This window comes from Bordetella tumulicola (genome assembly GCF_965138755.1).
GTDB classification, from domain to species: domain Bacteria; phylum Pseudomonadota; class Gammaproteobacteria; order Burkholderiales; family Burkholderiaceae_B; genus Bordetella_A; species Bordetella_A tumulicola.
Window position 1 is genome coordinate 26,169 of the sequence record NZ_CBCSFP010000012.1, and the last position, 22,018, is coordinate 48,186.

Below are 22,018 nucleotides of genomic sequence, written 5' to 3' on the forward strand. Positions count from 1 at the left end.
CCATGACCGGACTGAATTTCGAACTCCTGGCCACCGACGGGCAAGCCCGCCGGGGCCGCGTCACCCTGAACCACGGCGTGGTCGAAACCCCCATTTTCATGCCCGTTGGTACCTATGGCAGCGTCAAGGCCATGCTGCCGCACGAGCTCAAGGAAATCGGCTCGCAGATCGTGCTGGGCAATACTTTTCATTTGTGGCTGCGCCCGGGCACGGAAATCCTGGATCGTCACGGCGGTCTGCATGGATTCATGCAATGGGACAAGCCCATCCTGACCGACTCCGGCGGTTTTCAGGTATTTAGCCTGCAGGGTATGCGCAAAATCACCGAAGAAGGCGTGAAATTTGCGTCCCCGATCGACGGCGCCAAGCTCTTTTTGACGCCCGAGGAATCCATGCGCATCCAGCGCTCGCTGAATTCCGACATTGTGATGGTGTTCGACGAGTGCACGCCCTACCAGATCGATGGCCGCCCCGCCACCACTGAAGAAGCCGCCCGCTCGATGCGCATGTCATTGCGCTGGGCCCGTCGCTCGCGCGAGGAATTCGATCGCCTCGCTAACCCTAATGCCTTGTTTGGCATCGTCCAGGGCGGCATGTACGAATCGCTGCGCGACGAGTCCGTGGCAGGCCTGACAGATATCGGTTTTCATGGCTATGCGATCGGCGGCCTGTCCGTCGGCGAGCCCAAAGAGGACATGATGCGCATCCTGGCGCACGTCACGCCGCGCCTGCCCACGCAGGCGCCGCGCTACCTGATGGGCGTGGGCACTCCCGAAGACCTGGTCGAGGGCGTGTCCCGCGGTATCGACATGTTCGACTGCGTCATGCCCACCCGCAACGCCCGCAACGGGTGGCTATTCACACGCTACGGCGACATCAAGATCCGCAATGCCAAGTACCGGGACGACACCCGGCCGCTGGACCCAAGCTGCACGTGCCACACCTGTGCCCACTTCTCGCGCGCCTACCTGCACCATTTGCAACGCGCCAATGAGATTACTGGCGCGCGCCTGAACACCTTGCACAATCTGCATTTCTACCTGACCATCATGGCAGAGATGCGCGAAGCAATCGCCTCGGGGACGTTCCAGGCCTGGCGGGCCAAGTTTGCCGCTGACCGGGCTCGCGGCATCGAATAGATGCGGCGCGCGATAACCTCGCTACAATAGTCGGCTTGCCCTGTCCAAGGCTCGCGCGGGGACGGGCGCAGACTACAACCCTGTATAACTCGACCCGAACTATTCATTCAGGAGATTTTCCATGTCCGTTATCGACACCGCCAGCATTGTTCTGGCCCAGGCTGCGCCCGAGGGAGGCAGCGCGCTGATGGGTATGCTACCCATCGTGCTGATGTTTGTGATCCTCTATTTCCTGATGATCCGTCCGCAGATGAAGCGCCAAAAAGAACACCGTAATCTGGTGGCCAATCTCGCCAAAGGCGACGAAATCCTGACGTCCGGCGGCATACTGGGCAAAGTTTCCAAGGTCACTGATACCTACATCACCGTCGAAGTCTCCGAACTGGCCGACAAGCCCGTCGAAGTGCAAATGCAGAAAACTGCAGTCTCGACCGTGCTGCCCAAGGGAACCATCAAGGCCCTGTAAGCGTCTTACCTGACCCTCTTTACCCAAAGAGGGTTTTTTCCGTTATTTCGCATGAACTAGCTGCCAATGAACCGCTATCCCCTCTGGAAGTACATCACGGTGCTGGTCGCGGTCATTATTGGCCTGCTTTATACCCTGCCCAATTTCTACGGCGAGTCTCCTGCCGTGCAGGTATCCAGCGCCAAAGCCACGATCAAAGTCGACCAGGCCATGCTCGGCCGCGTCGAACAAATTCTGACGGCGGCCAACGTCCCCGCCTCAAGCCTGTACTACGAGCAAAACGGCACGCTGGGCACCATCCGTGCCCGCTTCCCGTCCACCGACGTGCAACTACAAGCACGCGATCTACTTGAAAGATCCCTGAACACCACGCCGGGCGACCCGCAGTACACCGTCGCGCTGAACCTGCTGCCCGCTTCGCCTCCCTGGATGCGCGCCCTGGGCTGGTTCGAGCCCAAGCCCATGTACCTGGGCCTGGACTTGCGCGGTGGCGTGCACTTCCTGCTGCAAGTCGATATGCAGGGCGCCCTGCAGGCCCGCTATGATTCATTGGCAGCGGACGTCCGGACCACGCTGCGCGACGAAAAAGCCCCCAGCCAGGGCGTCGAACGCGCCGGCTCATCGGTCGTCGCCACCTTTAGCAACGCCGNCGACCGTGACCGCGCCCAAAGCATCCTGCGCAGCCGACTGCCCGACCTGGAGTTCACCACCGGCGAAGACGGCAACCGCGCGACGCTGACCGGCATGCTCAGCCCCGCCGCGGTCACCCGCGTCCAGGACTCTGCCCTCAAGCAAAACATCAACACGCTTCACAATCGTATTAACGAGTTGGGCGTCGCCGAGCCGGTGATTCAACAACAGGGCACCGATCGCATCGTGGTCCAGTTGCCTGGCGTCCAGGATGTCGCCAAGGCCAAGGAACTCCTCGGCCGTACCGCGACGCTGGAAATCCGTCTGGTGGACGACTCTCCCGCAGCGCAAACTGCCCTGGCCGGCGGTACGGTGCCCTTCGGACTCGAACGCTACACCGAGCGCGATGGACGTCCGCTGCTGGTTCGCCGCCAGGTCGTCCTGACCGGCGAAAATCTGCAAGACGCTCAACCCGGCCGCGACTCGCAAACTCAGCAAGCCGCCGTTCACCTGACGCTCGATGGCAAGGGCGCCCGTATTTTCCGCGACGTCACCCGCGACAACGTCGGCAAGCGCATGGCGATCCTGCTGTTCGAAAACGGCAAAGGCGAAGTCGTCACGGCGCCGGTCATCCGCAGCGAGATCGCGGGTGGCCAAGTGCAAATTTCGGGCAGCATGAGCGCCGAAGAGGCGGCCGATACTGCGCTACTGCTGCGCGCCGGCGCCCTGGCCGCGCCCATGTCTATCATCGAAGAGCGCACCATCGGGCCGAGTCTGGGTGCCGACAACATTTCCAAGGGTTTCCATTCCACGCTGTACGGCTTCCTGGCCATCGTGGTGTTCATCGTCCTGTACTACCATTTGTTCGGGGTGTTCTCGGCCATCGGCCTGACGATGAACGTGCTGCTGTTGCTGGCGCTGCTCTCGATGCTGCAAGCCACGCTCACGCTACCCGGGATCGCCGCTATCGCACTCACCCTGGGTATGGCCATCGACTCGAACGTGCTGATCAACGAACGGATCCGCGAAGAGCTGCGCAATGGTGCTTCGCCGCAACAGGCCATTCATCAGGGCTTCGAACGCGCCTGGGGCACGATTCTGGACTCGAACCTGACCACCCTGATCGTGGGCCTGGCGCTACTGGCGTTCGGCTCCGGCCCCATTCGCGGCTTTGCCGTGGTGCACTGCCTGGGTATTTTGACCTCGATGTTCTCGTCAGTCGTCGGCGTGCGTGCACTGGCCAACCTGTGGTATGGCCGCAAGAAAAAGCTCGCCAGTCTGTCCATCGGCACCATCTGGAAACCCAAGGCAAACTGACCTAACAAGCATAAGCAAGGCGAAACATGGAATTTTTCCGTATCCACCGCACCATCCCGTTCATGCGCCACGCGCTGGTGCTGAACATCATCAGCCTGGTCACGTTCCTGGCGGCGGTGGTCTTCATCATTCTTCGCGGCTTTCACCTGTCGATCGAGTTCACGGGCGGCACGGTCATGGAGGTCAATTACGCGCAAACCGCGCAATTGGACAGCGTGCGTACTGCCGTATCGGGACTCGGTTATACCGACTTTCAGGTACAAAACTTCGGCACCTCGCGCGACATCATGATCCGCTTGCCTCTGACCGAGGGTCAGACCTCGGCCACGCAAAGCGAATCCGTGATGACCGCCCTGACAGCTGCCGATCCCTCGGCGAATCTGCGCCGCGTCGAATTCGTCGGACCCCAAGTCGGCCAAGAGCTGCTGCATAACGGGCTGATGGCGTTGCTGGTCGTGGTAGTGGGCATCATGGTTTACCTGGGGATCCGCTTCGAATGGAAGTTCGCGGTCGCCGGGGTGTTGGCCAACCTGCACGACGTGGTCATCATTCTGGGCTTTTTTGCCTTCTTTCAGTGGGAGTTCTCGTTGTCGGTACTGGCCGGGGTATTGGCGGTCCTGGGGTACTCGGTCAACGAATCCGTGGTGATCATGGACCGTATCCGTGAAAACTTCCGCAAGTACCGCAAAGCGGACGTCCAAGAAGTCATCAACAGCGCCATCACGCAAACCATCTCGCGGACCATCATTACCCACGGCTCCACGCAAATGATGGTGCTGGCCATGCTGTTCTTCGGCGGCCCCTCGCTGCACTACTTCGCATTGGCACTGACCATCGGCATCTGGTTCGGTATTTACTCGTCGGTCTTCGTGGCCGCCGCGCTCGCCATGTGGCTGGGTGTCAAGCGCGAAGACCTCATCAAGCCAGTCAAAAAAGAAGGCGACCCAGAGATCGTCTGATCACCACAAGCTGGCCTCAAAAAAAACCGGGCGTNGGAGTTTTNTNNGNCGCCCGNTTNNTTGCCGCTGGGCCGCCCCAAGGCAAAAACGCCCCCCGGNGGCAGCAAGCCGAAGGCGCAGCGTGGGGGTATTCATTGCCGCTGGGCCGCCCCAAGGCNAAAACACAGTCCCTCAAGACCGAAATACCCGCACGCGTTAAAATCCACGTTTTCCTTCCCTTCTGCCCCCGGGATCTACACCCGTCACGGCGCATATCATGCAAGAAACTTCTCTCAAACGCGCTGGCGCCGCTGCGACGCCGGCCACGACCTCCGCCTCCCAGCCCGTTGCGCCCCAATCTGACAAAACGGCCACGACCGGCGTGCGCAAGCTCTACATCCGCACCTTTGGCTGTCAGATGAACGAGTATGACTCGGACAAGATGATCGACGTGCTGCGTGGCGACCAGGGCCTGGAAATCACCCCTAACCCCGAAGACGCCGACGTCATCCTTTTCAACACCTGTTCGGTGCGGGAAAAAGCCCAGGAAAAAGTGTTCTCGGACCTGGGTCGCGTACAACACCTGAAAAAGCTCAACCCGAATCTCGTGATCGGTGTAGGGGGCTGCGTGGCCAGCCAGGAAGGCGAAGCCATCGTCAAGCGCGCGCCCTACGTCGACGTCGTTTTCGGCCCGCAAACGCTGCACCGCCTGCCCGATCTCATCAGCCGCCGCCGTGCATCGGGCCGTTCGCAGGTCGACATCAGTTTTCCCGAGATCGAGAAATTCGACGCCATGCCCCCGCCCCGCGTCGACGGCGCCACGGCGTTCGTCTCCATCATGGAAGGCTGCAGCAAATACTGCAGCTTCTGCGTCGTGCCGTATACGCGCGGCGCCGAAGTCTCGCGTCCGTTTGACGACGTGCTGGTCGAAGTCGCTGACTTGGCCGACCAGGGCGTCAAAGAAGTCACCCTGCTGGGCCAGAACGTCAACGCCTATCTAGGCACCATGGGCGACACCGGCGAAATCGCCGACTTTGCCATGTTGCTGGAATACGTACATGAAATTCCAGGCATCGAACGCATTCGCTACACCACGTCGCACCCCAAGGAAATGACCCAACGGATGGTGGATGCCTACGCGCGCCTGCCCAAGCTGGTGTCGTTCCTGCACTTGCCTGTCCAAGCCGGCAGCGACCGCGTGCTCGCCGCCATGAAGCGCGGCTACACCACGCTGGAATTCAAATCCGTCGTGCGGCGCCTGCGCGCGGCGCGCCCCGGCCTGACCTTGTCCTCGGACTTTATCGTGGGCTTCCCCGGCGAAACTGAAGAGGATTTCCAAAAAACACTCAAGCTGATCGAAGAGGTAGGTTTTGATACCTCGTTCTCGTTTGTCTACTCGCGCCGTCCGGGCACGCCCGCGGCCGACTTGACCGACGACACCCCGCAAGACGTCAAGCTGCGTCGCCTGCAACAACTTCAGGCACTGATCAATCAGCAGGCGGCCGAGATTGCCAAATCGATGGTGGGCACGCGTCAGCGTCTACTGGTCGAAAGCCCGTCGCGACGCGACCCCAACGACATGATGGGCCGCACTGAAAACAACCGTATCGTCAACTTCCCTGCCCCGACCCGATTGATCGGGCAGATGGTGGACGTGATCATTACCGACGCCTATCCCAACTCGCTGCGTGCCCGCGTGGCCGACGTCGATGTCGATGGCGCGGAATTTGATGCTCCCACCGCCGTATTGCAAGACTCCACACAAGGCAACGAATGACCGCAGCTCGCAGCCGCACCCGCCGCACGATGCCCACCATCGTCAATCTGGAGGGCGACAACACCCACCTGGCCAATCTCTGTGGCCCGCTGGACGAAAACCTGCGTCAGTTGGCCGACGGCATGGAGGTGAGCCTGGGTCGTCGTGGCAGTCGTGTCACCATCGAAGGCGAACGCGCCGATCTGGCGGGTCGCGCCTTGCTGCGCTTTCATGATCAGGCCGTGCACCGCCCGCTGTCCGTCGACGACATTCAGCTCGGTCTGGTCGAGATGGGCGTGGGACGCAATGATTCTCCCCCCGCCGATCCGCGCGCCATTGATACCCAAGCGATCCCCACGGCCGGCGACGATGAGGGCATTACCCTGCGCACACGGCGCAACGATTTGCGCCCGCGTACCCCACGCCAGCGCGAATACCTCGAAAATATCCTCAAGCACGACATTACATTCGGCGTCGGCCCGGCGGGCACAGGCAAGACCTGGTTAGCGGTAGCCTGCGCCATCGATGCCATGGAGCGCGACTCGGTACAACGCCTGGTATTGACCCGTCCTGCCGTCGAGGCGGGCGAGCGTTTGGGCTTTTTGCCCGGCGATCTGGCGCAAAAGGTCGACCCCTATCTGCGTCCACTCTATGACGCCCTGTACGACTTGATGGGCTTTGACAAAGTCCAGCGCCTGTTCGAAAAACAGACCATCGAAATCGCCCCCTTGGCCTACATGCGCGGCCGTACGCTGAATCACGCCTTTGTGATCCTGGACGAGGCGCAAAACACCACGCCCGAACAGATGAAGATGTTCCTGACCCGCATTGGCTTTGGCAGCAAGGCCGTGATTACGGGCGACCCCTCGCAGGTCGACCTGCCCCGCGGTCAGCAAAGCGGCCTGGCGCATGCGGTTGGCGTCCTCGAAGACGTTCAGGGCATCGCAACCACCCGTTTCACGAGCCGCGACGTGGTGCGTCATCCGCTGGTCGCCCGTATTGTCGACGCCTATGACAAAGCCGCCGAAGATGAAGCCTGAGCCCTCGCCGCCCGAACTTTCCCTGGCGGTGCAGTACGGCGTTGCCGAACCCCGCCTGCCGCGCTGGCGACTGCGTCGCTGGGCGCGGCGCGCACTCGATGCCGCGGCACAAGACGGCCTGGTGGATTGCACGCGTGCCGAATTCAGCCTGCGCTTAGTCGGGCAAGCCGAGGGTCGTAAACTCAATCGCGCGTATCGCGAACGCGACTACGCCACCAATGTTCTCACCTTTGAATACGGCACGGATCCACTGGGCACCGCCCGCGGGGATATCGTCATCTGCATTCCCGTATTGGTGCGCGAAGCCCGCGAGCAAGGCAAGACCCTGCTCGACCATGCGGCCCATTTGACCATCCACGGCGTGCTGCACGCGCTAGGCTACGACCACCTCAAAGCGCGCGACGCACGTCGCATGGAAACCCTGGAAACGGCCGTCCTGGCCGACATGCGCATCGCCGACCCGTACGCTTGAGGGCCCCGCCGCGCGGTGAAATGCCCCGCTCTCCGACTGACTCGTAACAAATTCGCAGCCGATATTCGGTTATGCTGATTGTTCTCTAACTTGTCCGCTAGGACGATGTCCGACCCTTACCCTACTACCGAGGCGACTGCCACGCGCACGCCCAAACCCACCAAATCCCTGCTGGACCGCATTCTGGCCCTTGTACGGCGCGAGCCCGAAGACCGCGAAGGTATCAAAGCCGTGCTTGATGCCGCCCACGACCGCGACCTGCTGGACGTCGAGGCGTACGGCATGATCAAGGGCGCACTCTCCGTCTCCGAACGTACCGTCTCCGACATCATGGTGCCGCGCTCGCGCATGGATTTGCTCGATGTGTCGTTGCCCTTGCCGCAGCAGCTCGCGTTCATCATCGACACGGCACACTCTCGCTTTCCCGTCTACGAAGACGACCGCGACAACATCATTGGCATCTTGCTGGCCAAAGATCTGCTGCGCGGCATGCTAGAGCCCGATATTGAACTGCGCTCTCTGATCCGCCCCGCGGTTTTCATCCCCGAAGCCAAACGCTTGAACGTGCTGCTGCGCGAGTTTCGCGCCAGCCACAATCACCTGGCCATCGTCATTGACGAGCACGGCGGCATCTCGGGTCTGGTCAGCATGGAAGACGTGCTCGAACAAATCGTTGGCGACATCGAAGACGAATTCGACGACAACGACGAACAGAGCATCTTCCCCGAAAACGAAAACGAATGGCGCCTGATGGCGACGACTGAAATCAGCCATTTCAATGAAGCCTTTGCCACCGATTTGCCCGACGACGAATACGACAGTGTCGGCGGGTGGCTGGGTGGCCAGTTGGGGCGTATTCCCCGTCGCGGCGACAGCGCATCGCATCGCGACCTGACCATCGAAGTCATACGGGCCGATGCACGGCGCGCACTCTGGCTGCGCGCCAAGCGCACCCCTGACACTAACGCCGATACCGATACCGCAGCAGACGCGGGCCCATCCGCCTCATGAGGTTCGGCCGTACCCTGCCCTGGGCAACGCTGGGCCTGGTGCTCGCGGGCGCCGTCCACGCGCTGAGCTTCGCGCCGGGTCCACTGCCCGCTTGGGCTTTGGCCCTGGTACAGATCCTCGCATTAGCCTGCGTCGCACATGCAACGCTGCGCGCGCCCGGCCTGGGCCGGGCATTTTGGCGCGGCTGGCTGTTCAACTTTGCGAGTTACTCGCTGGGTCTCTCCTGGATTTTCGTCAGCCTTCATTACTACGGCGGCCTCGCAGCCCCCTTGGCCGTGGCCGGCGTCCTGGCGCTATCGGCCTTCCTGGCGCTCTATCCCGCTGCTGCCTGCGTACTGGCGCGCTGGTTGTGCCCTCCCGCGACCGATGGCGAACCCAATCCATCGCCCGCCCGGCGCATGTTGATCACGGCGCTGGCCTGGGCGGCCGCCTGGGCGCTGTTCGAATGGTTGCGCGCTACCTTGCTCACCGGATTTCCCTGGCTGAATATCGGCTACGCCCACGTCGATAGTCCATTGGCCGGCTGGGCACCCGTGCTGGGCGTCCACGGCATCGCCCTGCTGTCGGCCTTTGCCGCCGCCGCGCTGGCCGGCCTATGGCAGGCCATGCGCGCACCCGGCGGGCTGGGCAAACAGGCCAACGCACGCCGCAATCTAGCCTGCGCACTGGCGCTGTTGCTGGTCATCGCAGGCTGGCCACTACGCAGCATCTCCTGGTCACAGCCCAGCGGCCAGCCGCTACAGGTCCGCTTGATACAGGGCAATGTCGAGCAATCACAAAAATTCGATCCCAAGTTATTGGAGTTCGGCATACGCCGCCACTTGGAATTGGCCGCCCTGCCCGCGCCGCCCGCCGATCTGATCATCCTGCCCGAAACCGTCTTACCCATCTTTCAAGACAAGCTAGATCCCGTCGTTTGGACAGCCTGGCGCAACCTCGCGGCACGCAACGCCGCCACCATCGCCATGGGCGTCCCCCTGCGCACGCAGGGCAGCGACGGCAACGACAGTTATACCAACAGCGTCATCGGCTTTAACGCCGAGACCCCGCTGGAACAACTACGGCTAGGCACCACGGCACAACGCTACGACAAACACCACCTCGTCCCCTGGGGCGAGTACGTGCCTCCGGGCTTTCGCTGGTTCGTCGACATGCTCAGCATCCCGCTAGGCGATTTCGATCGCGGCGAACAACGGCAAACGCCCTTTCACGTGAAGGACCAGTACGTCGCCTTCAACATCTGCTACGAAGACCTGTTCGGCATCGAGCTCCTGCCCGCCCTGCGGCCCGGCGCCAACGGTGAGCCTGGCGCCACGATTCTGGTCAATGTCAGCAATCTGGGCTGGTTCGGCGACACCTGGGCACTGCGTCAGCACCTGCAAATCGGCCGCTTGCGCACCCAGGAAACCGCCCGTCCCATGCTGGCCGCGACCAACACCGGGATCACCGCCGCCATCGATGCCAAGGGCCGCGTCGCCGCCCAATTGCCGGCCCTCCAGGCAGGCATCCTTCCCGTCTCCGTGCAGGGCATGACAGGCCTGACCCCCTACGCCCGTTTCGGCGACAAACCAGTACTCGTCATCATTGCCCTGCTGCTCATTGCGGCAGCGGCACTAGGGCGTAAAAAAGGCAGGCGCTAGACCTGTCGGGAGGAAACATGGACGTTGCACCAACATTTTCCGCCGTCGACTTGCACGTCGAAAAAAACTCGTGCATAATCTCGTTTCTTCGCCAACGGCACTAAAAAACTGGCAACGACGGGCATAAAACACCGGAAATTGCGAGCTTGTTTTAGGGAAACGGGGGTATAGCTCAGCTGGGAGAGCGCTTGCATGGCATGCAAGAGGTCAGCGGTTCGATCCCGCTTACCTCCACCAGTCGATAGCGAAGTTGCAGTACAGCAGGTCCAAGTCCCCTTCGTCTAGAGGCCTAGGACATCACCCTTTCACGGTGAGTACAGGGGTTCGAATCCCCTAGGGGACGCCAGCTTTTTTAGTTGGCAGTAGTAAGGTAATAAACCGCTGCGGAGCGGTAGTTCAGTTGGTTAGAATACCGGCCTGTCACGCCGGGGGTCGCGGGTTCGAGTCCCGTCCGCTCCGCCAAAGAATTCCAAAGGTCAGCGCTTATTATCGCTGGCCTTTTCAGTTTTCAGCGCACAATTTAAAAAATCGCTGGTTTATGCATTAATTTCCACAGTCGCCACACACGCGACAAAAAATGGTGCATAATTCGGCCCCGTTCGCTAAACGATATACGGAAACCGTGTCGGCAAAACAGGTCACGTTGACCCGAGTTGCAGACCACAGTGACAGGACGTTTGGGGGTATAGCTCAGCTGGGAGAGCGCTTGCATGGCATGCAAGAGGTCAGCGGTTCGATCCCGCTTACCTCCACCAGTCGATAGCGAAGTTGCAGTACAGCAGATCCAAGTCCCCTTCGTCTAGAGGCCTAGGACATCACCCTTTCACGGTGAGTACAGGGGTTCGAATCCCCTAGGGGACGCCAGCTTTTTTAGTTGGCAGTAGTAAGGTAATAAACCGCTGCGGAGCGGTAGTTCAGTTGGTTAGAATACCGGCCTGTCACGCCGGGGGTCGCGGGTTCGAGTCCCGTCCGCTCCGCCAAAGAATTCGATCAAAAAAGCGCTTACGAAAAGTAAGCGCTTTTTTTGTTCAAATTTATATGCAAGTCAAGCAAGTCTGTCTCTCGCATTTTCCTGCAAACGCCCGGCTTGTCGGCATCCATAAGGTGCCGCAAACGGGCTTGGCTACGAGAAGAGCTAGCCATGATGTCCTTGATGCTTTACGGTGCGCCTATATGCGATGGCATCCAAACCACCACCAAACGACGTAATCTCGACTCAGGCAAACACGTCTTCGAGACGTTCAGCTTGCAGAATACGCAGTGCCCACTGGTTCAGCGTGACTTCATCAGCCTCGACGATGCGAGCGTGCGCCCAATCCGGCAGCATGCCAAATTTACTGGTGATTTGCGTCGTCAGCAATTCGGCAGCGCCTGTAATTTTGCCTTTCTGCAGGCCTTGTTCTCGACCTTGTTCTCGACCTTGTTCCAGACCTTCTTCCAAGCCCTCAGCGCGTTCGCGCTTGAGCCGCACGCGCTCGATACTGGTCACGTAAGTCATCTGGTGTTCCTCTTCGATTTGAATGACGGCGGCTTCGAATACGGGTTCTAGGTCATCTGGCAGATACAGCATGGCATCAATGACCCGAAATAGCGTACGCCTATTATCGCGCGTGAATCCCCATTGTTCCAAATGCCGAACGAGCTCGATCTTGCGTGCCAGACGGTCGGGGCCAAGGCGCAGCGCGCTGGCCTCCAGTTGGACGAGCACGATCACCGCAAAGGGGTTGCACGGAGCGAGTTTCTGCAGCTCGACCATGCGCGGGCGCCAACCTTCCAGCCAGATGACCGGAAAGGTAAAACACAAACCACAGTCCTCGTCCTGATAAGCGTAAGACATCAGGTTTGATACCCGCTCGGCGCTATCCTCATCCCGGCTGCCGCCTTGTCCGGTGAGCACGGCCAGGTTGAGCAGCCGATCACCAGGATATTTCGATTTCAGCCGAATGTGATAATCAAACATACGTGCCGAAAACGTCGAATCGCATCGCGTTTGAATCTCGACGTGAATCAACAGCATCTTGTCCTGGCCGTCCAGCATGCGCACGGAAACCAACTTATCGACATGCCGACGCCCACGCGCGGTGCTGCGCATAAGCGCCTGCAGCTCCTTGTCCATGAACTTCGGCGGATATGCCCAGTCGATATGGGCGTGCGTGTCTGGGCGCAGCATCTGCATGAATTCGGGGAAATACGCAGACAATGTGTCTTTCCAGGCACTATCGTAGTCCGGGCGTTGGGCCATAAAGCATTTCGTGAGGGCTGTTAAGCGAGCCCTCTACTATCGGCCCAAGAGCGAACGGACGTCAGTGCCAGTGAATACTTACGTCCATGCGCAGTTGCCGCAATGCAAACTCAATACACCGTGAACCACGTGGCCCCTTGATACAGGTGGCCCTTCGTCAAGCGACTGGTGTCTGCACTTATACAACGTCGTTCTGCCCACACCAATCAGGTGCTTTTCCGTGAATCGTTAAGTGACATCGGCTTCTCACCCCCCGGCGGCAGACCAAACAGGCGTCTGATTCCGTTGAGAAATGCGCCGTAGGGACGACCCAGGCAAAGCATCATCACCGCTGCCCCCAGCACGCCAAACACCAAGCCATCGCCCGTCGCGCCGCTGAACGCAATGATCGCGGCATAAATAGGCACCTGAAAGCTCATCAGGGCCAGGCTGTCCCAAAGCACCCGGGATGCGCGCGTTTCCTTGGCGTGACCCATCATCCAGTCGCGCCACATCCCATAAGGCCGCCCGACCGGGATCATCAACGCCGCGCCGATCAGGCGCGCGTGCAACACCTGATCCCATGTCATCCCGGCAATCAGGCGTTCATTCAATACGCCCGTCGTGGTAAAGAACAGAATCAAGGAAAGCGTGTCCGCAATGTAAGCCCGTGATAGGTAGAAAGGTCTCGTGGTGGCTGCCAAATCGTGTGCCCATATCTGTGATCAAGTAAGGTCGGATTTCATTGTGGACATGTTGTCATGTCCGATAAAACGCGCAACGATTTCCGGGGATGTGCCTGCTGTGAGCGTTGAGTGCAGACATCGCATTGCGTCAACGCAAGATGAGTGTGGCCTCAATGAGCTTGAACGTCGGCTGCAATTGTCGCCAGGCGTCTTTACTGAGATTTTCTGGCTTTCGCAAGGCCCTGCGCAGATCCGTATGGCCAAAACGCTCGCCGTTACAGGCAAACACAATGCTGTTGGTCATGTCGTCGTCGATGACTTCAAACAACGACGTACCGAATACCTCGCGCAGATGTGCCAGGCAAACCGGATACGAAACGCTCTCGAGATGCAGGTTCACCACCAGGATGCCGTCAGGCAACAGGGTCGCCAGGCAATCCTCGAAGAACGTCTGTTCACACAATGCCGTCGGCATGCCCTGCCCGTCGTAGGCGTCGATCAACAAAACATCTACTGGGTCGGGGTCGGCTTGTAGATAGTTTCTTCCATCGGCCGCGATCACACGAAAGCGCGCATCATCGGGCGGAACATGAAAATCGTCTCTCAACGCAATGACATCAGGATCGATCTCAACCACATCGATCGACGTTTGCGGTAGATAGCGATGGCAAAATTTCGGTAACGACCCACCGCCCAAACCAATCATCAACAGACGCCGAGGGCCGCTGTCAAACAACAGGAAACCCATCATCAACCGTGTGTACTCGAGGTCGAGAGAATACGGGTTAAGCAGGGACATGCTGCTTTGCACCGAAGCGGACCCAGCGAACTGCATTAAGAGCGCATCGCGCGTCCGTCGCAGTTGGGGCTGCCCTGAGGGAGCATCTGTGGACTGGGATTCAGACAGGGGCATGAGGCATGGTGAAAAGCAAACAACAATCACTGCATCTTACTGGCTTTCCAGTATTTCCAGCCCAACGCGATACCCCGCTTTCACCAATCTCGTGGCAATCGCGAATCCGATCTGCAATACCCCCGGCCTGCCTACCCCGCCAACACGCTCTCCACCACGCGATGCACCGCTCTCACCGCTGCATCGTTGGCGCGCGGGCGATACGTAACGAGGTTAATGGTGCGGCTAACGGGAGGGTCCGCGATCGGCGTAATCGCCAATTCCCCATGTCGAAGCTCGTCGCCAACCGAGTGAATGGACAAAATGCTTTGGCCTTTACGGGCAGCCACCAGTTTTTTGATGGCGTACGTAGAATCGACGTCGAGCAACACCTTGGGCGCTCTGCCCACGCGTTCTGAAAAAATCCGTTCGATCATTAAGCGCAGCGTTTGCGGGAACGCCGGCAGGATCAACGCCATTTCCAGGATATCGACCAACGATACCGTCTCGGGCAGGCGCTGTTTGAACGCCAGGTCAGTCACCAAATAAAGATTTTCTTTGCCCAGGCTATGCGTGGACAAAGGTGTATTGCTGGGCACGTCGTACACCACGGCTAGATCCACTCGCCCAGTCTCCGCCCACTCCAGCAGGGTGCCGCTCATATGTTCGGTCAACGTGAGTTTGATGTTGGGATAGCTACGGCTGGCGTGTTCGAGCACCGCGACACAAAACTTGCTGTTGATCGCGGTCGACATGCCCAGTGTCACACGACCGATGGGATTCACGTCCGAGGATTTGAAATCATCCTGTACTGAGTCCACTCGGCGCAGTATCTCCAGCGCATGGGCCTTTAAATGATGACCTGCGGGCGTCAGTTCAATGCCGCGGGGGAGTCGCTTGTAGAGCGTCTGGCCCAGTTCCTCTTCGAGCTGCCGCAAGCGCTGTGAAATCGCCGGCTGCGCCACATGAATTTGGACCGCCGCGCCTGAAATACTGCCACAGCGAATCACCGCCAGAAAATACCGCAGTTGGGTCAGCGTCATGGGTTTCTCGTTCAGGCAAGATCGTTGTATCCAATCGCGTGATACGCGATTACCCCCATTACCCTTAAGTAAAGCAAGGCGGAGTACAGCACGCGAGTCGACAAAACCAACTATATATAAAAATGTATGTAAACCATATTTTTATACTATTTTACCTATATAAATTTTGCGTGAAGAATATGGAAAAATATTCAGGAGACACCCATCATGTTCTTCAAGCAACTGGCAGCCGGCCTGGCTGTTGTGGCAGGCCTCGGCGTAACCAGCACAAATGCCCTCGCCGCCTATCCCGATAAACCTGTCACCGTGGTCGTCCCGCAATCGCCGGGCGGCACCAACGACATCGTGGCGCGCCTCATTTCTGACAAGCTGGCTCAACAACTCGGCCAGCCCTTCGTCGTACAAAACAAGCCCGGCGCGGGCGGCAACATCGGTACTGCCCAGGTCGCGCGCGAGGCCGCGGACGGCTATACCATTTTGTTCACCGTCAGCAGCGCCCAGGCGATCAGCCCGGCCATTTTCAAGGACCCCGGCTTTGACCCGGTGAAAGATTTCGCCCCCGTCGCAGCGGTCGGCAGCGTTCCCAACGTGCTCTGCGTCCACCCGTCATTCCCGGCAAATACGCTCGCCGAATTCATTACTCTGGTCAAAGCGAATCCTGGCAAATATCAATATGCCTCGGCCGGCAATGGCTCGCTCAATCACCTGCTGGGCGCCATGCTGGACGAAAAAGGCGGCCTGAAACTGGAACACATCCCCTACCGCGGTGTCGCCCCTGGCATGACCGACGTGTTGGGCGGACAAGTCCCCATGCTGTTCGCCAGTTTGCCCTCATCAATCGCCACGATCAAAGCCGGCAAACTCCGGGCCTTGGGCGTCAGCACCAAAGAACGCAACCCGGCGCTGCCGGATGTCCCAGCCATCGGTGAACAAATCCCCGGCTATAGCGGCGAACTCTGGATCGCCATGTACGTGCCTCAAAACACGCCTAAAGACGTTATCGACACGCTCTACAAAGCCACGGAGATCGCGCTGGCCGATGCCGACGTCACAAAGAAGTACGCGGAATTGGGGGTCGAGCCATTGAGCGACAATCCGGAGCAACTGGCGCAACGCCTGAACGACGACTTGAAACTCTGGAGCGGCATCGTCAAATCCTCCGGTGCGAAAGCCAACTGAGTTACGCCGTTTCCGATCGACTAACGGGGCGACCCGCACCGTGTACGCCCCCTGGACATCCTCCGCCACACAGAGCACGCCATGAATACTCAAGCCTTTACCCCCGAGCAAGAAGGCCCGCTCAAAGACATCAAAGTCGTCGACATGTCGCGCCTGGTAGCGGGGAACATGCTGTCGGTATTTCTGGCTGACTTTGGCGCCGACGTCATCAAGGTCGAACGCCCCGAAAAAGGCGACGATCTGCGGCATTGGCGTGAAGGCGGCCAGGCCGTGTACTGGAAAGTCTATGGCCGCAACAAGCGTTCGTTGGCGCTGGACATTAAATCCGAAGACGGACTGATACAGCTCAAAAAGCTGATCAAATGTTCACACGTACTCATCGAAAATTTTGTCCCCGGTGGCCTGGAAAAAATGGGCCTGTCACCCGAGGTCCTGCACGCTTTGAATCCCGCGCTCGTCATCGCTCGCGTGTCCGGCTGGGGCCAGACGGGGCCCTACAGCCACAAGCCGGGATTTGGTACGCTGGTTGAGGCCATGTCCGGTTACGCCTATCTGAATGGGTTCCCCGACAAGCCACCTGCCCTGCCCCCCTTGGCCATGGCGGACATGATCGCGGGCATCTACGGCGCGGCAGGGGTGCTGACTGCGCTGCGTTCGGCAGAGAAAACGGGTGTAGGCCAGATCGTAGATCTGTCACTGTTCGAACCGATTTTTTCGCTAATCTCATCCGAGGCCGGGAAATTCCAGGCAACGGGCACGCCTACGCTGCGCGCCGGCAATCAATCCACACACACCGCACCGCGCAACGTCTACGTCTGCAAAGACGGCAAACACATCGCGATGTCGGGCTCCATGCAATCGATGGCCATGCGGATTTTCGACACCATCGGCATGCCCGAACTCAAGACCGATCCGCGTTTTGAAAACAACGACGTGCGCGTGAAAAACAAAGATCTACTGGACGAGATCATCCAGGGTTTTGTGGGGAGCCGCACGCAGGAAGACAACCTGGCCTTGTTTGAACAGGCGGGCGTCACGGCCGGCCCCGTCTATTCCGTGGCGGATCTGGTCGATCACCCCTATGTCACCGGGCGCCAGGCCATCGTCAACCTGCCTGATGCGGAGATGGGTAGCGTGCCCATGCACAACATCATTCCCCGCCTGTCGTCCAGTCCCGGAGGATTCCGTCGGCCCGCGCCCAAGTTAGGCGAGCATACCGTCGATATTCTGGCAGAACTGGAACAGGTCTCGCTGGACTAGGCGCAGCTTGCTCCGCATCGCGGTACGATCCTAATCACCTCTCTGACATTGCCTACTTCCCAAGGAAACCCCATGAGTCAGGTTTTTGCATGGCGCTCAATGCTCTTCGTCCCGATCATCAACGACCGATTCGTCCAAAGCGCCTTGCGACAGCCCGCCGACGCGATTCAGCTGGATCTGGAAGACAGCATCGCCCTGGAACAAAAAACCCAGGCGCGCGAGCTTGTCGCCAGCGTCGCGGCGCTGTGCCACGAGCAAGGCAAGGATGTCATCGTGCGCATCAATCGCCCTTGGCGGCATCTGGTGCGCGATATCGAAGCCAGCGTCGGCCCGCATGTCAAAGCGCTGACACTGCCCAAAGTCCCGAACGCCGCCTTTGTCCAGGCCGTGGCCGAAATCATTGACGAACTGGAGATCGAACAAGGCATGGCGCCCGGCACGACGCGCCTGATTGCCATGGTCGAGGATGCCGAGGGTCTGCACAACATGAACGAAATCGCGGCCGCGCACCCGCGTCTATGCGGCCTGATCGTGGGCGCAGAAGATCTGGCGGTGTCCCTGCAGATGGCCGTCACCGCCGACACGCTCTACATGCCCAATGTCCTGGCGGTGGCGGCGTGTCGACGCGCGGGCATTGCGCCGATCGGGTTCGTAGGCTCGGTCGCGGATTTTGCGGATCGCGAGGCGTTTCAGAAAACCGTCGAGCGTGGCGCGGCATTGGGCTTTGAAGGCGCGTTTTGCATTCACCCCGCGCAAGTCGCCATCGCGAATGCCGCATTTTCCCCCTCGCGCACCGAGGTCGAACGCGCCCGCAAGCTCATCGCGGCCTTCAAGGAAGAAGAAGCCAAAGGGCGCTCGGCCTGCACTTTCGAAGGCCGCATGGTCGACGCGCCTGTCGTCAAGCAGGCACAGCGCATCGTTGAAAAAGGCGAAGCATTCGGGATCTAAAGCAGCGAGAGCGGCTCACCTTTGATGCGAACCTCCGCAACGATCTTGTCGTCGCGCTGTTCGAGTGAAAACGTGTGCCGCTCGGGATAACGCAGGGCCAAGCGACGGCACAGATTTCCCAGCCCGCCTCCACTGCGGGCCAAATCATAGGGGGCATGCAACTCGCCGGGATTATCGACCTCGATAATCAACTCGTCGCCCTGCACACGAGTCCGGATATTGATCAGAAATTGATCGTACTCGGACCGCATGCCGTGCTTGATCGCATTCTCGACCAGTCCCTGCATGGTCATATGCGGGACCAGTAATTCCAGCGACGCCGGATCAACGTGACACCGGTACGCAAGCTGCTTGTCAAAACGCAACGCCTGAATACGGATATAGGTCTCGGCCGCCTCGATTTCCTCGTCCAGCCGACACATGCCGCGCCCGCGCCGATCAAGCGAGTAACGCAGATAGGAAGCGAGTCCGCGCGTCATTTCCTCTGCCACCGTGGGTCGATCCGCAATCTCCACCACGATCGTGTTCAGGGCGTTAAAAAGAAAATGCGGCTCGATCTGTAATTTCAGATATTCCAGCTCTAGCCGCAAGGCGCGCGTCTCGGCTTTCATCTTGGAGATACGCTCGGCACGCGCCGCCAACTCGGCCGACACGCCAAAATAAATCAGTGTCCAGATCGACAACAGCCCCATGTAATAGATGAAACCTAGCCGATACTGCTCGCCGGGACTCACCGCTACGGCACCGGGCTCAAACAATTGATGAATGGCATAGGCGATGCCCGCCAGAGCGGCCGACGCCGCCACGCACAGGAGCAGAGAACTCGCCAGCACCTGGATAGAGGCATAGGGTCTGGGATGACGCCCATGCCACACCGCCGCTGCGCTGGTCATGGCAAAGGCGACGGGCTCTACGCCGATCGTGACCCAAAACGCCACCGTCCCATTGCCGAACACCACCCAGCGCGAACAGAAGCCAATGGTCGCCAGCACCACCCATCCCGCCACCTGTGCGCGCCAAAACGCAGCCGAGGACTCTCCCAAGCTCAGCGCTTGACCGATGGGTATGAAAATCATGGATACCTCTCCGCAAATACCATCGACAGTTCACCCTGCTGGCTGCGCCGGCGTCACGGCCGGACAGACATGTCCTATAACTTGTCTTATAGTCTTAGTCGCTGCGAAACTTGCGGCCTTCACTGCCTGCTGTCGCCGTTCGCGTACGGCTTGCCCGGCGCCATCTGGTACCCAAGGAGAACCGATGTTACGCGTGCTGATCATTGACGATGAAGCCCCTGCCCGACGTTACCTGCGTCGATTGCTCGAGCAAAGCCCGTCCGTACGAATCGAAGGCGAAGCCGCCACCCTGGCTCAGGCCCAGGCAATGATCCGCGAACACCGTCCTGACGTCTTGTTTCTGGATATTGAACTGTCCAGCGGCACGGGCTTTGACTTGCTGGCAGATCTGGAGCCCGCCCCCGCGGTGGTCTTTGTCACCGCGCACGACGACTATGGCGCACGCGCCTTTGATGTCGAGGCAGTGGACTACCTGCTTAAACCGGTCAGCCCCGACCGACTGGCCCAGGCCCTGACGCGCCTGCAACCGCGCACCAATAGTTATCTGACTACCCGCAGCAGAAACGGCACGCGCATCATCAAGATCCATGACCTGACCATCGCTCAAGCCCAAGGCGACTATGTTCGCCTGCACGGCGCCACGTCTACCAATGAGTTGATGCATATCACCCTCAAGCGTCTGGTGCCCCAATTGCCCTCTCCACCGTTTTACGCCGTATCCCGGTCGATGATTATTAATCTGGATCATATCGCCCACGTTTCACAGCGGCTCGGTGAGCAAACCGAAATCACATTCATCAACGATGTCGCCCCCATCGTATTGGGCCGTACCGCCTCGCAACGTTTGCGCCGCGCCATGGCCTGAGTGTCACGGAGCATCGTCACGGTATGCCCAGATCTGTATGCGGGCCAGATTTTTTCGACGAATACGCAGAAACACTCGACGAATCGATCTCCGCATGCGCAGCGGGCTATTCTCGATCCTTTAATGTTACAACAAGACACATAAAAAGAAGAGCAAATTTATCACGGAAGATCGCCACACGTTAATGCCCCGCGCAGATCAACGCGTGGCGAAAATTCAGCTATAGCCCGTAAGACACGCCTAATTTCGGCAAAAATCTGCCCATTGCCATTTTCCAACCTTGTTCTTACGATCCGCTGCTACAGAACCGGTCGCGACCATTGACGCCGCACTGATTTGCCGCAAAAGGATCGTCATGCATACCACCAGCATCCCCGTTTCCGATATCGTCAGGCCTGCCCCCGCAATCGCTGGCGCCTGGCATTCCAGTGACATCCAAGCGCTATTCGCGCTGCCATTGATGGATCTGCTCTACCGTGCTCAACAGATCCATCGGCAACACTTCGATGCCAATGCCATCCAACTGTCCAGCCTGCTATCGATCAAGACGGGAGGTTGTCCCGAGGACTGCGCCTATTGCCCTCAATCCGCGCATTACGACACCGGCCTGACGGCAGACAAACTGATCCCGTTGGACGACGTCTTGCAGGCCGCCCGTGCGGCCCAAAAAGGTGGGGCCCAACGATTCTGCATGGGCGCCGCCTGGCGTAGCCCCAAACCGCGGCACCTGGACGCCGTCGCCGAAATGATCCGTGCCGTCAAAGCACTGGGCATGGAAACGTGTGTCACCTTGGGGATGTTGCACGACGGTCAGGCAGAAAAACTCAAAGCCGCCGGACTTGATTACTACAACCACAATTTGGACACCTCGCCGGAGTTCTATGGCCAGATCATTTCCACCCGTACCTACCAAGAACGGCTGGACACGCTGGACCGCGTGCGCAACGCAGGTCTGAACGTCTGCTGCGGCGGCATCGTCGGCCTGGGCGAATCACGCGACCAGCGCGCAAGCTTGATCGCACAACTGGCCAACCTGGATCCCTACCCTGAATCCGTGCCGATCAACAACCTGGTGCAAGTCCAAGGCACGCCGCTCGCAGGCACCGAAGCCTTGGATCCCTTTGAGTTTGTACGCACCATTGCCGTCGCCCGCATCACCATGCCTCGCGCCCACGTCCGTCTATCTGCCGGCCGCGAAACCATGAGCGACACGTTGCAGGCCCTGTGCTTTTTAGCAGGCGCCAATTCGCTTTTCTGCGGCGAGATGCTGCTCACCACCAGCAACCCTCAGGTACAAGCCGATCAACGCCTGATGAAACGCCTGGGCTTATACGCCGAAGCCAAGTGACTTGACCCGCCCAACGCCGCAATACCCGGCACATCCCACCGGGTGCCGAATTTCTGGCGCTCCTGGCATCTGACCCTCAGTTCCTCCACTC

General features: G+C 59.5%; 18 protein-coding genes, 6 tRNA genes and 2 pseudogenes. 21 read left to right on the plus strand and 5 right to left on the minus strand.

Annotated features, from left to right (window positions below):
* Positions 1-2 precede the first annotated feature (2 nt).
* The 16 genes and pseudogenes from tgt to ACNAZS_RS22315 all read left to right on the plus strand — a co-directional run bounded on the left by tgt (position 3) and on the right by ACNAZS_RS22315 (position 11,389).
* Positions 3-1,139 (plus strand): tRNA guanosine(34) transglycosylase Tgt, encoded by a 1,137-nt coding sequence (gene tgt, locus ACNAZS_RS22240; protein WP_415792706.1) that lies wholly within the window; start codon positions 3-5, stop codon positions 1,137-1,139.
* Positions 1,140-1,260: 121 nt separating this feature from the next.
* A complete protein-coding gene (gene yajC / locus ACNAZS_RS22245) occupies positions 1,261-1,605 on the plus strand; it encodes a preprotein translocase subunit YajC (protein WP_415792707.1) in 345 nt (114 codons plus the stop codon).
* Positions 1,606-1,671: 66 nt separating this feature from the next.
* A pseudogene (locus ACNAZS_RS22250) lies at positions 1,672-2,254 on the plus strand (protein translocase subunit SecD); the annotation flags it as partial.
* A 1-nt stretch (position 2,255) separates the two neighbouring features.
* Positions 2,256-3,552: pseudogene (secD, locus tag ACNAZS_RS22255) on the plus strand (protein translocase subunit SecD); the annotation flags it as partial.
* A 26-nt stretch (positions 3,553-3,578) separates the two neighbouring features.
* Positions 3,579-4,511: a protein translocase subunit SecF gene (gene secF, locus ACNAZS_RS22260; protein WP_415792708.1), complete on the plus strand. Its 933-nt coding sequence runs from the start codon at positions 3,579-3,581 to the stop codon at positions 4,509-4,511.
* A gap of 256 nt (positions 4,512-4,767) precedes the next feature.
* Complete coding sequence (miaB, locus tag ACNAZS_RS22265; RefSeq protein ID WP_415792709.1) at positions 4,768-6,267, plus strand: tRNA (N6-isopentenyl adenosine(37)-C2)-methylthiotransferase MiaB; 1,500 nt, start codon at positions 4,768-4,770, stop codon at positions 6,265-6,267.
* Positions 6,264-7,286 carry a PhoH family protein gene (locus ACNAZS_RS22270; protein ID WP_415792710.1) on the plus strand — a complete coding sequence of 341 codons (1,023 nt, stop codon included), beginning with the start codon at positions 6,264-6,266 and terminating at the stop codon, positions 7,284-7,286. Before miaB ends, ACNAZS_RS22270 begins: the two co-directional genes overlap by 4 nt.
* Positions 7,276-7,758 (plus strand): rRNA maturation RNase YbeY, encoded by a 483-nt coding sequence (gene ybeY, locus ACNAZS_RS22275; protein ID WP_415792711.1) that lies wholly within the window; start codon positions 7,276-7,278, stop codon positions 7,756-7,758. The genes ACNAZS_RS22270 and ybeY overlap by 11 nt, the downstream gene beginning before the upstream one ends.
* 105 nt (positions 7,759-7,863) lie before the next feature.
* A complete protein-coding gene (locus tag ACNAZS_RS22280) occupies positions 7,864-8,769 on the plus strand; it encodes an HlyC/CorC family transporter (protein WP_415792713.1) in 906 nt (301 codons plus the stop codon).
* Positions 8,766-10,409, plus strand: a complete 1,644-nt coding sequence (gene lnt, locus ACNAZS_RS22285) for an apolipoprotein N-acyltransferase (RefSeq protein WP_415792714.1) — start codon at positions 8,766-8,768, stop codon at positions 10,407-10,409. Before ACNAZS_RS22280 ends, lnt begins: the two co-directional genes overlap by 4 nt.
* Positions 10,410-10,570: 161 nt before the next feature.
* Positions 10,571-10,646 (plus strand) — tRNA-Ala (locus tag ACNAZS_RS22290).
* Positions 10,647-10,679: 33 nt separating this feature from the next.
* Positions 10,680-10,755, plus strand: a tRNA-Glu gene (locus tag ACNAZS_RS22295).
* Between the two features lie 39 nt (positions 10,756-10,794).
* A tRNA-Asp gene (locus ACNAZS_RS22300) sits at positions 10,795-10,871 on the plus strand.
* 217 nt (positions 10,872-11,088) lie between these two features.
* Positions 11,089-11,164 (plus strand) — tRNA-Ala (locus ACNAZS_RS22305).
* 33 nt (positions 11,165-11,197) lie between these two features.
* Positions 11,198-11,273 (plus strand) — tRNA-Glu (locus tag ACNAZS_RS22310).
* Positions 11,274-11,312: 39 nt separating this feature from the next.
* Positions 11,313-11,389: transfer RNA gene (locus ACNAZS_RS22315), tRNA-Asp, on the plus strand.
* 236 nt (positions 11,390-11,625) lie between these two features.
* On the opposite strand, the gene ACNAZS_RS22320 is transcribed toward ACNAZS_RS22315, so the two are convergent.
* The 4 genes from ACNAZS_RS22320 to ACNAZS_RS22335 all read right to left on the minus strand — a co-directional run bounded on the left by ACNAZS_RS22320 (position 11,626) and on the right by ACNAZS_RS22335 (position 15,251).
* Positions 11,626-12,651: an RpnC/YadD family protein gene (locus tag ACNAZS_RS22320; protein WP_415792715.1), complete on the minus strand. Its 1,026-nt coding sequence runs from the start codon at positions 12,649-12,651 to the stop codon at positions 11,626-11,628.
* 206 nt (positions 12,652-12,857) lie between these two features.
* The gene (alaE, locus tag ACNAZS_RS22325; RefSeq protein ID WP_415792716.1) at positions 12,858-13,334 is read right to left on the minus strand and encodes an L-alanine exporter AlaE; all 477 of its coding nucleotides are present in this window, start codon (positions 13,332-13,334) and stop codon (positions 12,858-12,860) included.
* Positions 13,335-13,464: 130 nt separating this feature from the next.
* Positions 13,465-14,115 (minus strand): fused MFS/spermidine synthase, encoded by a 651-nt coding sequence (locus ACNAZS_RS22330; protein ID WP_415792717.1) that lies wholly within the window; start codon positions 14,113-14,115, stop codon positions 13,465-13,467.
* A 245-nt stretch (positions 14,116-14,360) separates the two neighbouring features.
* A complete protein-coding gene (locus ACNAZS_RS22335) occupies positions 14,361-15,251 on the minus strand; it encodes a LysR family transcriptional regulator (protein ID WP_415792718.1) in 891 nt (296 codons plus the stop codon).
* A gap of 207 nt (positions 15,252-15,458) precedes the next feature.
* On the opposite strand from ACNAZS_RS22335, the gene ACNAZS_RS22340 reads away from it, so the two are divergent.
* The 3 genes from ACNAZS_RS22340 (at position 15,459) to ACNAZS_RS22350 (ending at position 18,638) form a co-directional block, all read left to right on the plus strand.
* Positions 15,459-16,430 carry a Bug family tripartite tricarboxylate transporter substrate binding protein gene (locus ACNAZS_RS22340; RefSeq protein WP_415792719.1) on the plus strand — a complete coding sequence of 324 codons (972 nt, stop codon included), beginning with the start codon at positions 15,459-15,461 and terminating at the stop codon, positions 16,428-16,430.
* Positions 16,431-16,511: 81 nt separating this feature from the next.
* A complete protein-coding gene (locus tag ACNAZS_RS22345; protein ID WP_415792720.1) occupies positions 16,512-17,690 on the plus strand; it encodes a CaiB/BaiF CoA transferase family protein in 1,179 nt (392 codons plus the stop codon).
* A 72-nt stretch (positions 17,691-17,762) separates the two neighbouring features.
* Positions 17,763-18,638 carry an HpcH/HpaI aldolase/citrate lyase family protein gene (locus tag ACNAZS_RS22350; protein ID WP_415792721.1) on the plus strand — a complete coding sequence of 292 codons (876 nt, stop codon included), beginning with the start codon at positions 17,763-17,765 and terminating at the stop codon, positions 18,636-18,638.
* Here ACNAZS_RS22350 and ACNAZS_RS22355 read toward each other — a convergent pair.
* Positions 18,635-19,714, minus strand: coding sequence for a sensor histidine kinase (locus ACNAZS_RS22355; RefSeq protein WP_415792722.1), 1,080 nt, complete (start codon positions 19,712-19,714; stop codon positions 18,635-18,637). The two genes, ACNAZS_RS22350 and ACNAZS_RS22355, sit on opposite strands and share 4 nt — an antisense overlap.
* A 184-nt stretch (positions 19,715-19,898) precedes the next feature.
* Between ACNAZS_RS22355 and ACNAZS_RS22360 the strand changes: the two genes are divergently transcribed.
* Both ACNAZS_RS22360 and bioB read left to right on the plus strand, forming a co-directional pair.
* A complete protein-coding gene (locus tag ACNAZS_RS22360) occupies positions 19,899-20,579 on the plus strand; it encodes a LytR/AlgR family response regulator transcription factor (RefSeq protein ID WP_415792723.1) in 681 nt (226 codons plus the stop codon).
* A gap of 355 nt (positions 20,580-20,934) precedes the next feature.
* On the plus strand, positions 20,935-21,927 hold the full coding sequence (gene bioB, locus ACNAZS_RS22365) for a biotin synthase BioB (protein WP_415792724.1): 993 nt from the start codon (positions 20,935-20,937) through the stop codon (positions 21,925-21,927).
* The last annotated feature ends 91 nt before the right edge of the window (positions 21,928-22,018 follow it).

What these genes read in the sequence shown, in the direction of transcription:
- tgt (WP_415792706.1), top strand. Translation starts at nt 3, where the DNA reads ATGACCGGACTGAATTTCGAACTCCTGGCCACCGACGGGCAAGCCCGC.
- yajC (WP_415792707.1), top strand. Translation starts at nt 1,261, where the DNA reads ATGTCCGTTATCGACACCGCCAGCATTGTTCTGGCCCAGGCTGCGCCC.
- secF (WP_415792708.1), top strand. Translation starts at nt 3,579, where the DNA reads ATGGAATTTTTCCGTATCCACCGCACCATCCCGTTCATGCGCCACGCG.
- miaB (WP_415792709.1), top strand. Translation starts at nt 4,768, where the DNA reads ATGCAAGAAACTTCTCTCAAACGCGCTGGCGCCGCTGCGACGCCGGCC.
- ACNAZS_RS22270 (WP_415792710.1), top strand. Translation starts at nt 6,264, where the DNA reads ATGACCGCAGCTCGCAGCCGCACCCGCCGCACGATGCCCACCATCGTC.
- ybeY (WP_415792711.1), top strand. Translation starts at nt 7,276, where the DNA reads ATGAAGCCTGAGCCCTCGCCGCCCGAACTTTCCCTGGCGGTGCAGTAC.
- ACNAZS_RS22280 (WP_415792713.1), top strand. Translation starts at nt 7,864, where the DNA reads ATGTCCGACCCTTACCCTACTACCGAGGCGACTGCCACGCGCACGCCC.
- lnt (WP_415792714.1), top strand. Translation starts at nt 8,766, where the DNA reads ATGAGGTTCGGCCGTACCCTGCCCTGGGCAACGCTGGGCCTGGTGCTC.
- ACNAZS_RS22320 (WP_415792715.1), bottom strand. Translation starts at nt 12,651, where the DNA reads ATGGCCCAACGCCCGGACTACGATAGTGCCTGGAAAGACACATTGTCT.
- ACNAZS_RS22330 (WP_415792717.1), bottom strand. Translation starts at nt 14,115, where the DNA reads ATGTCCCTGCTTAACCCGTATTCTCTCGACCTCGAGTACACACGGTTG.
- ACNAZS_RS22335 (WP_415792718.1), bottom strand. Translation starts at nt 15,251, where the DNA reads ATGACGCTGACCCAACTGCGGTATTTTCTGGCGGTGATTCGCTGTGGC.
- ACNAZS_RS22340 (WP_415792719.1), top strand. Translation starts at nt 15,459, where the DNA reads ATGTTCTTCAAGCAACTGGCAGCCGGCCTGGCTGTTGTGGCAGGCCTC.
- ACNAZS_RS22345 (WP_415792720.1), top strand. Translation starts at nt 16,512, where the DNA reads ATGAATACTCAAGCCTTTACCCCCGAGCAAGAAGGCCCGCTCAAAGAC.
- ACNAZS_RS22350 (WP_415792721.1), top strand. Translation starts at nt 17,763, where the DNA reads ATGAGTCAGGTTTTTGCATGGCGCTCAATGCTCTTCGTCCCGATCATC.
- ACNAZS_RS22355 (WP_415792722.1), bottom strand. Translation starts at nt 19,714, where the DNA reads ATGATTTTCATACCCATCGGTCAAGCGCTGAGCTTGGGAGAGTCCTCG.
- ACNAZS_RS22360 (WP_415792723.1), top strand. Translation starts at nt 19,899, where the DNA reads ATGTTACGCGTGCTGATCATTGACGATGAAGCCCCTGCCCGACGTTAC.
- bioB (WP_415792724.1), top strand. Translation starts at nt 20,935, where the DNA reads ATGCATACCACCAGCATCCCCGTTTCCGATATCGTCAGGCCTGCCCCC.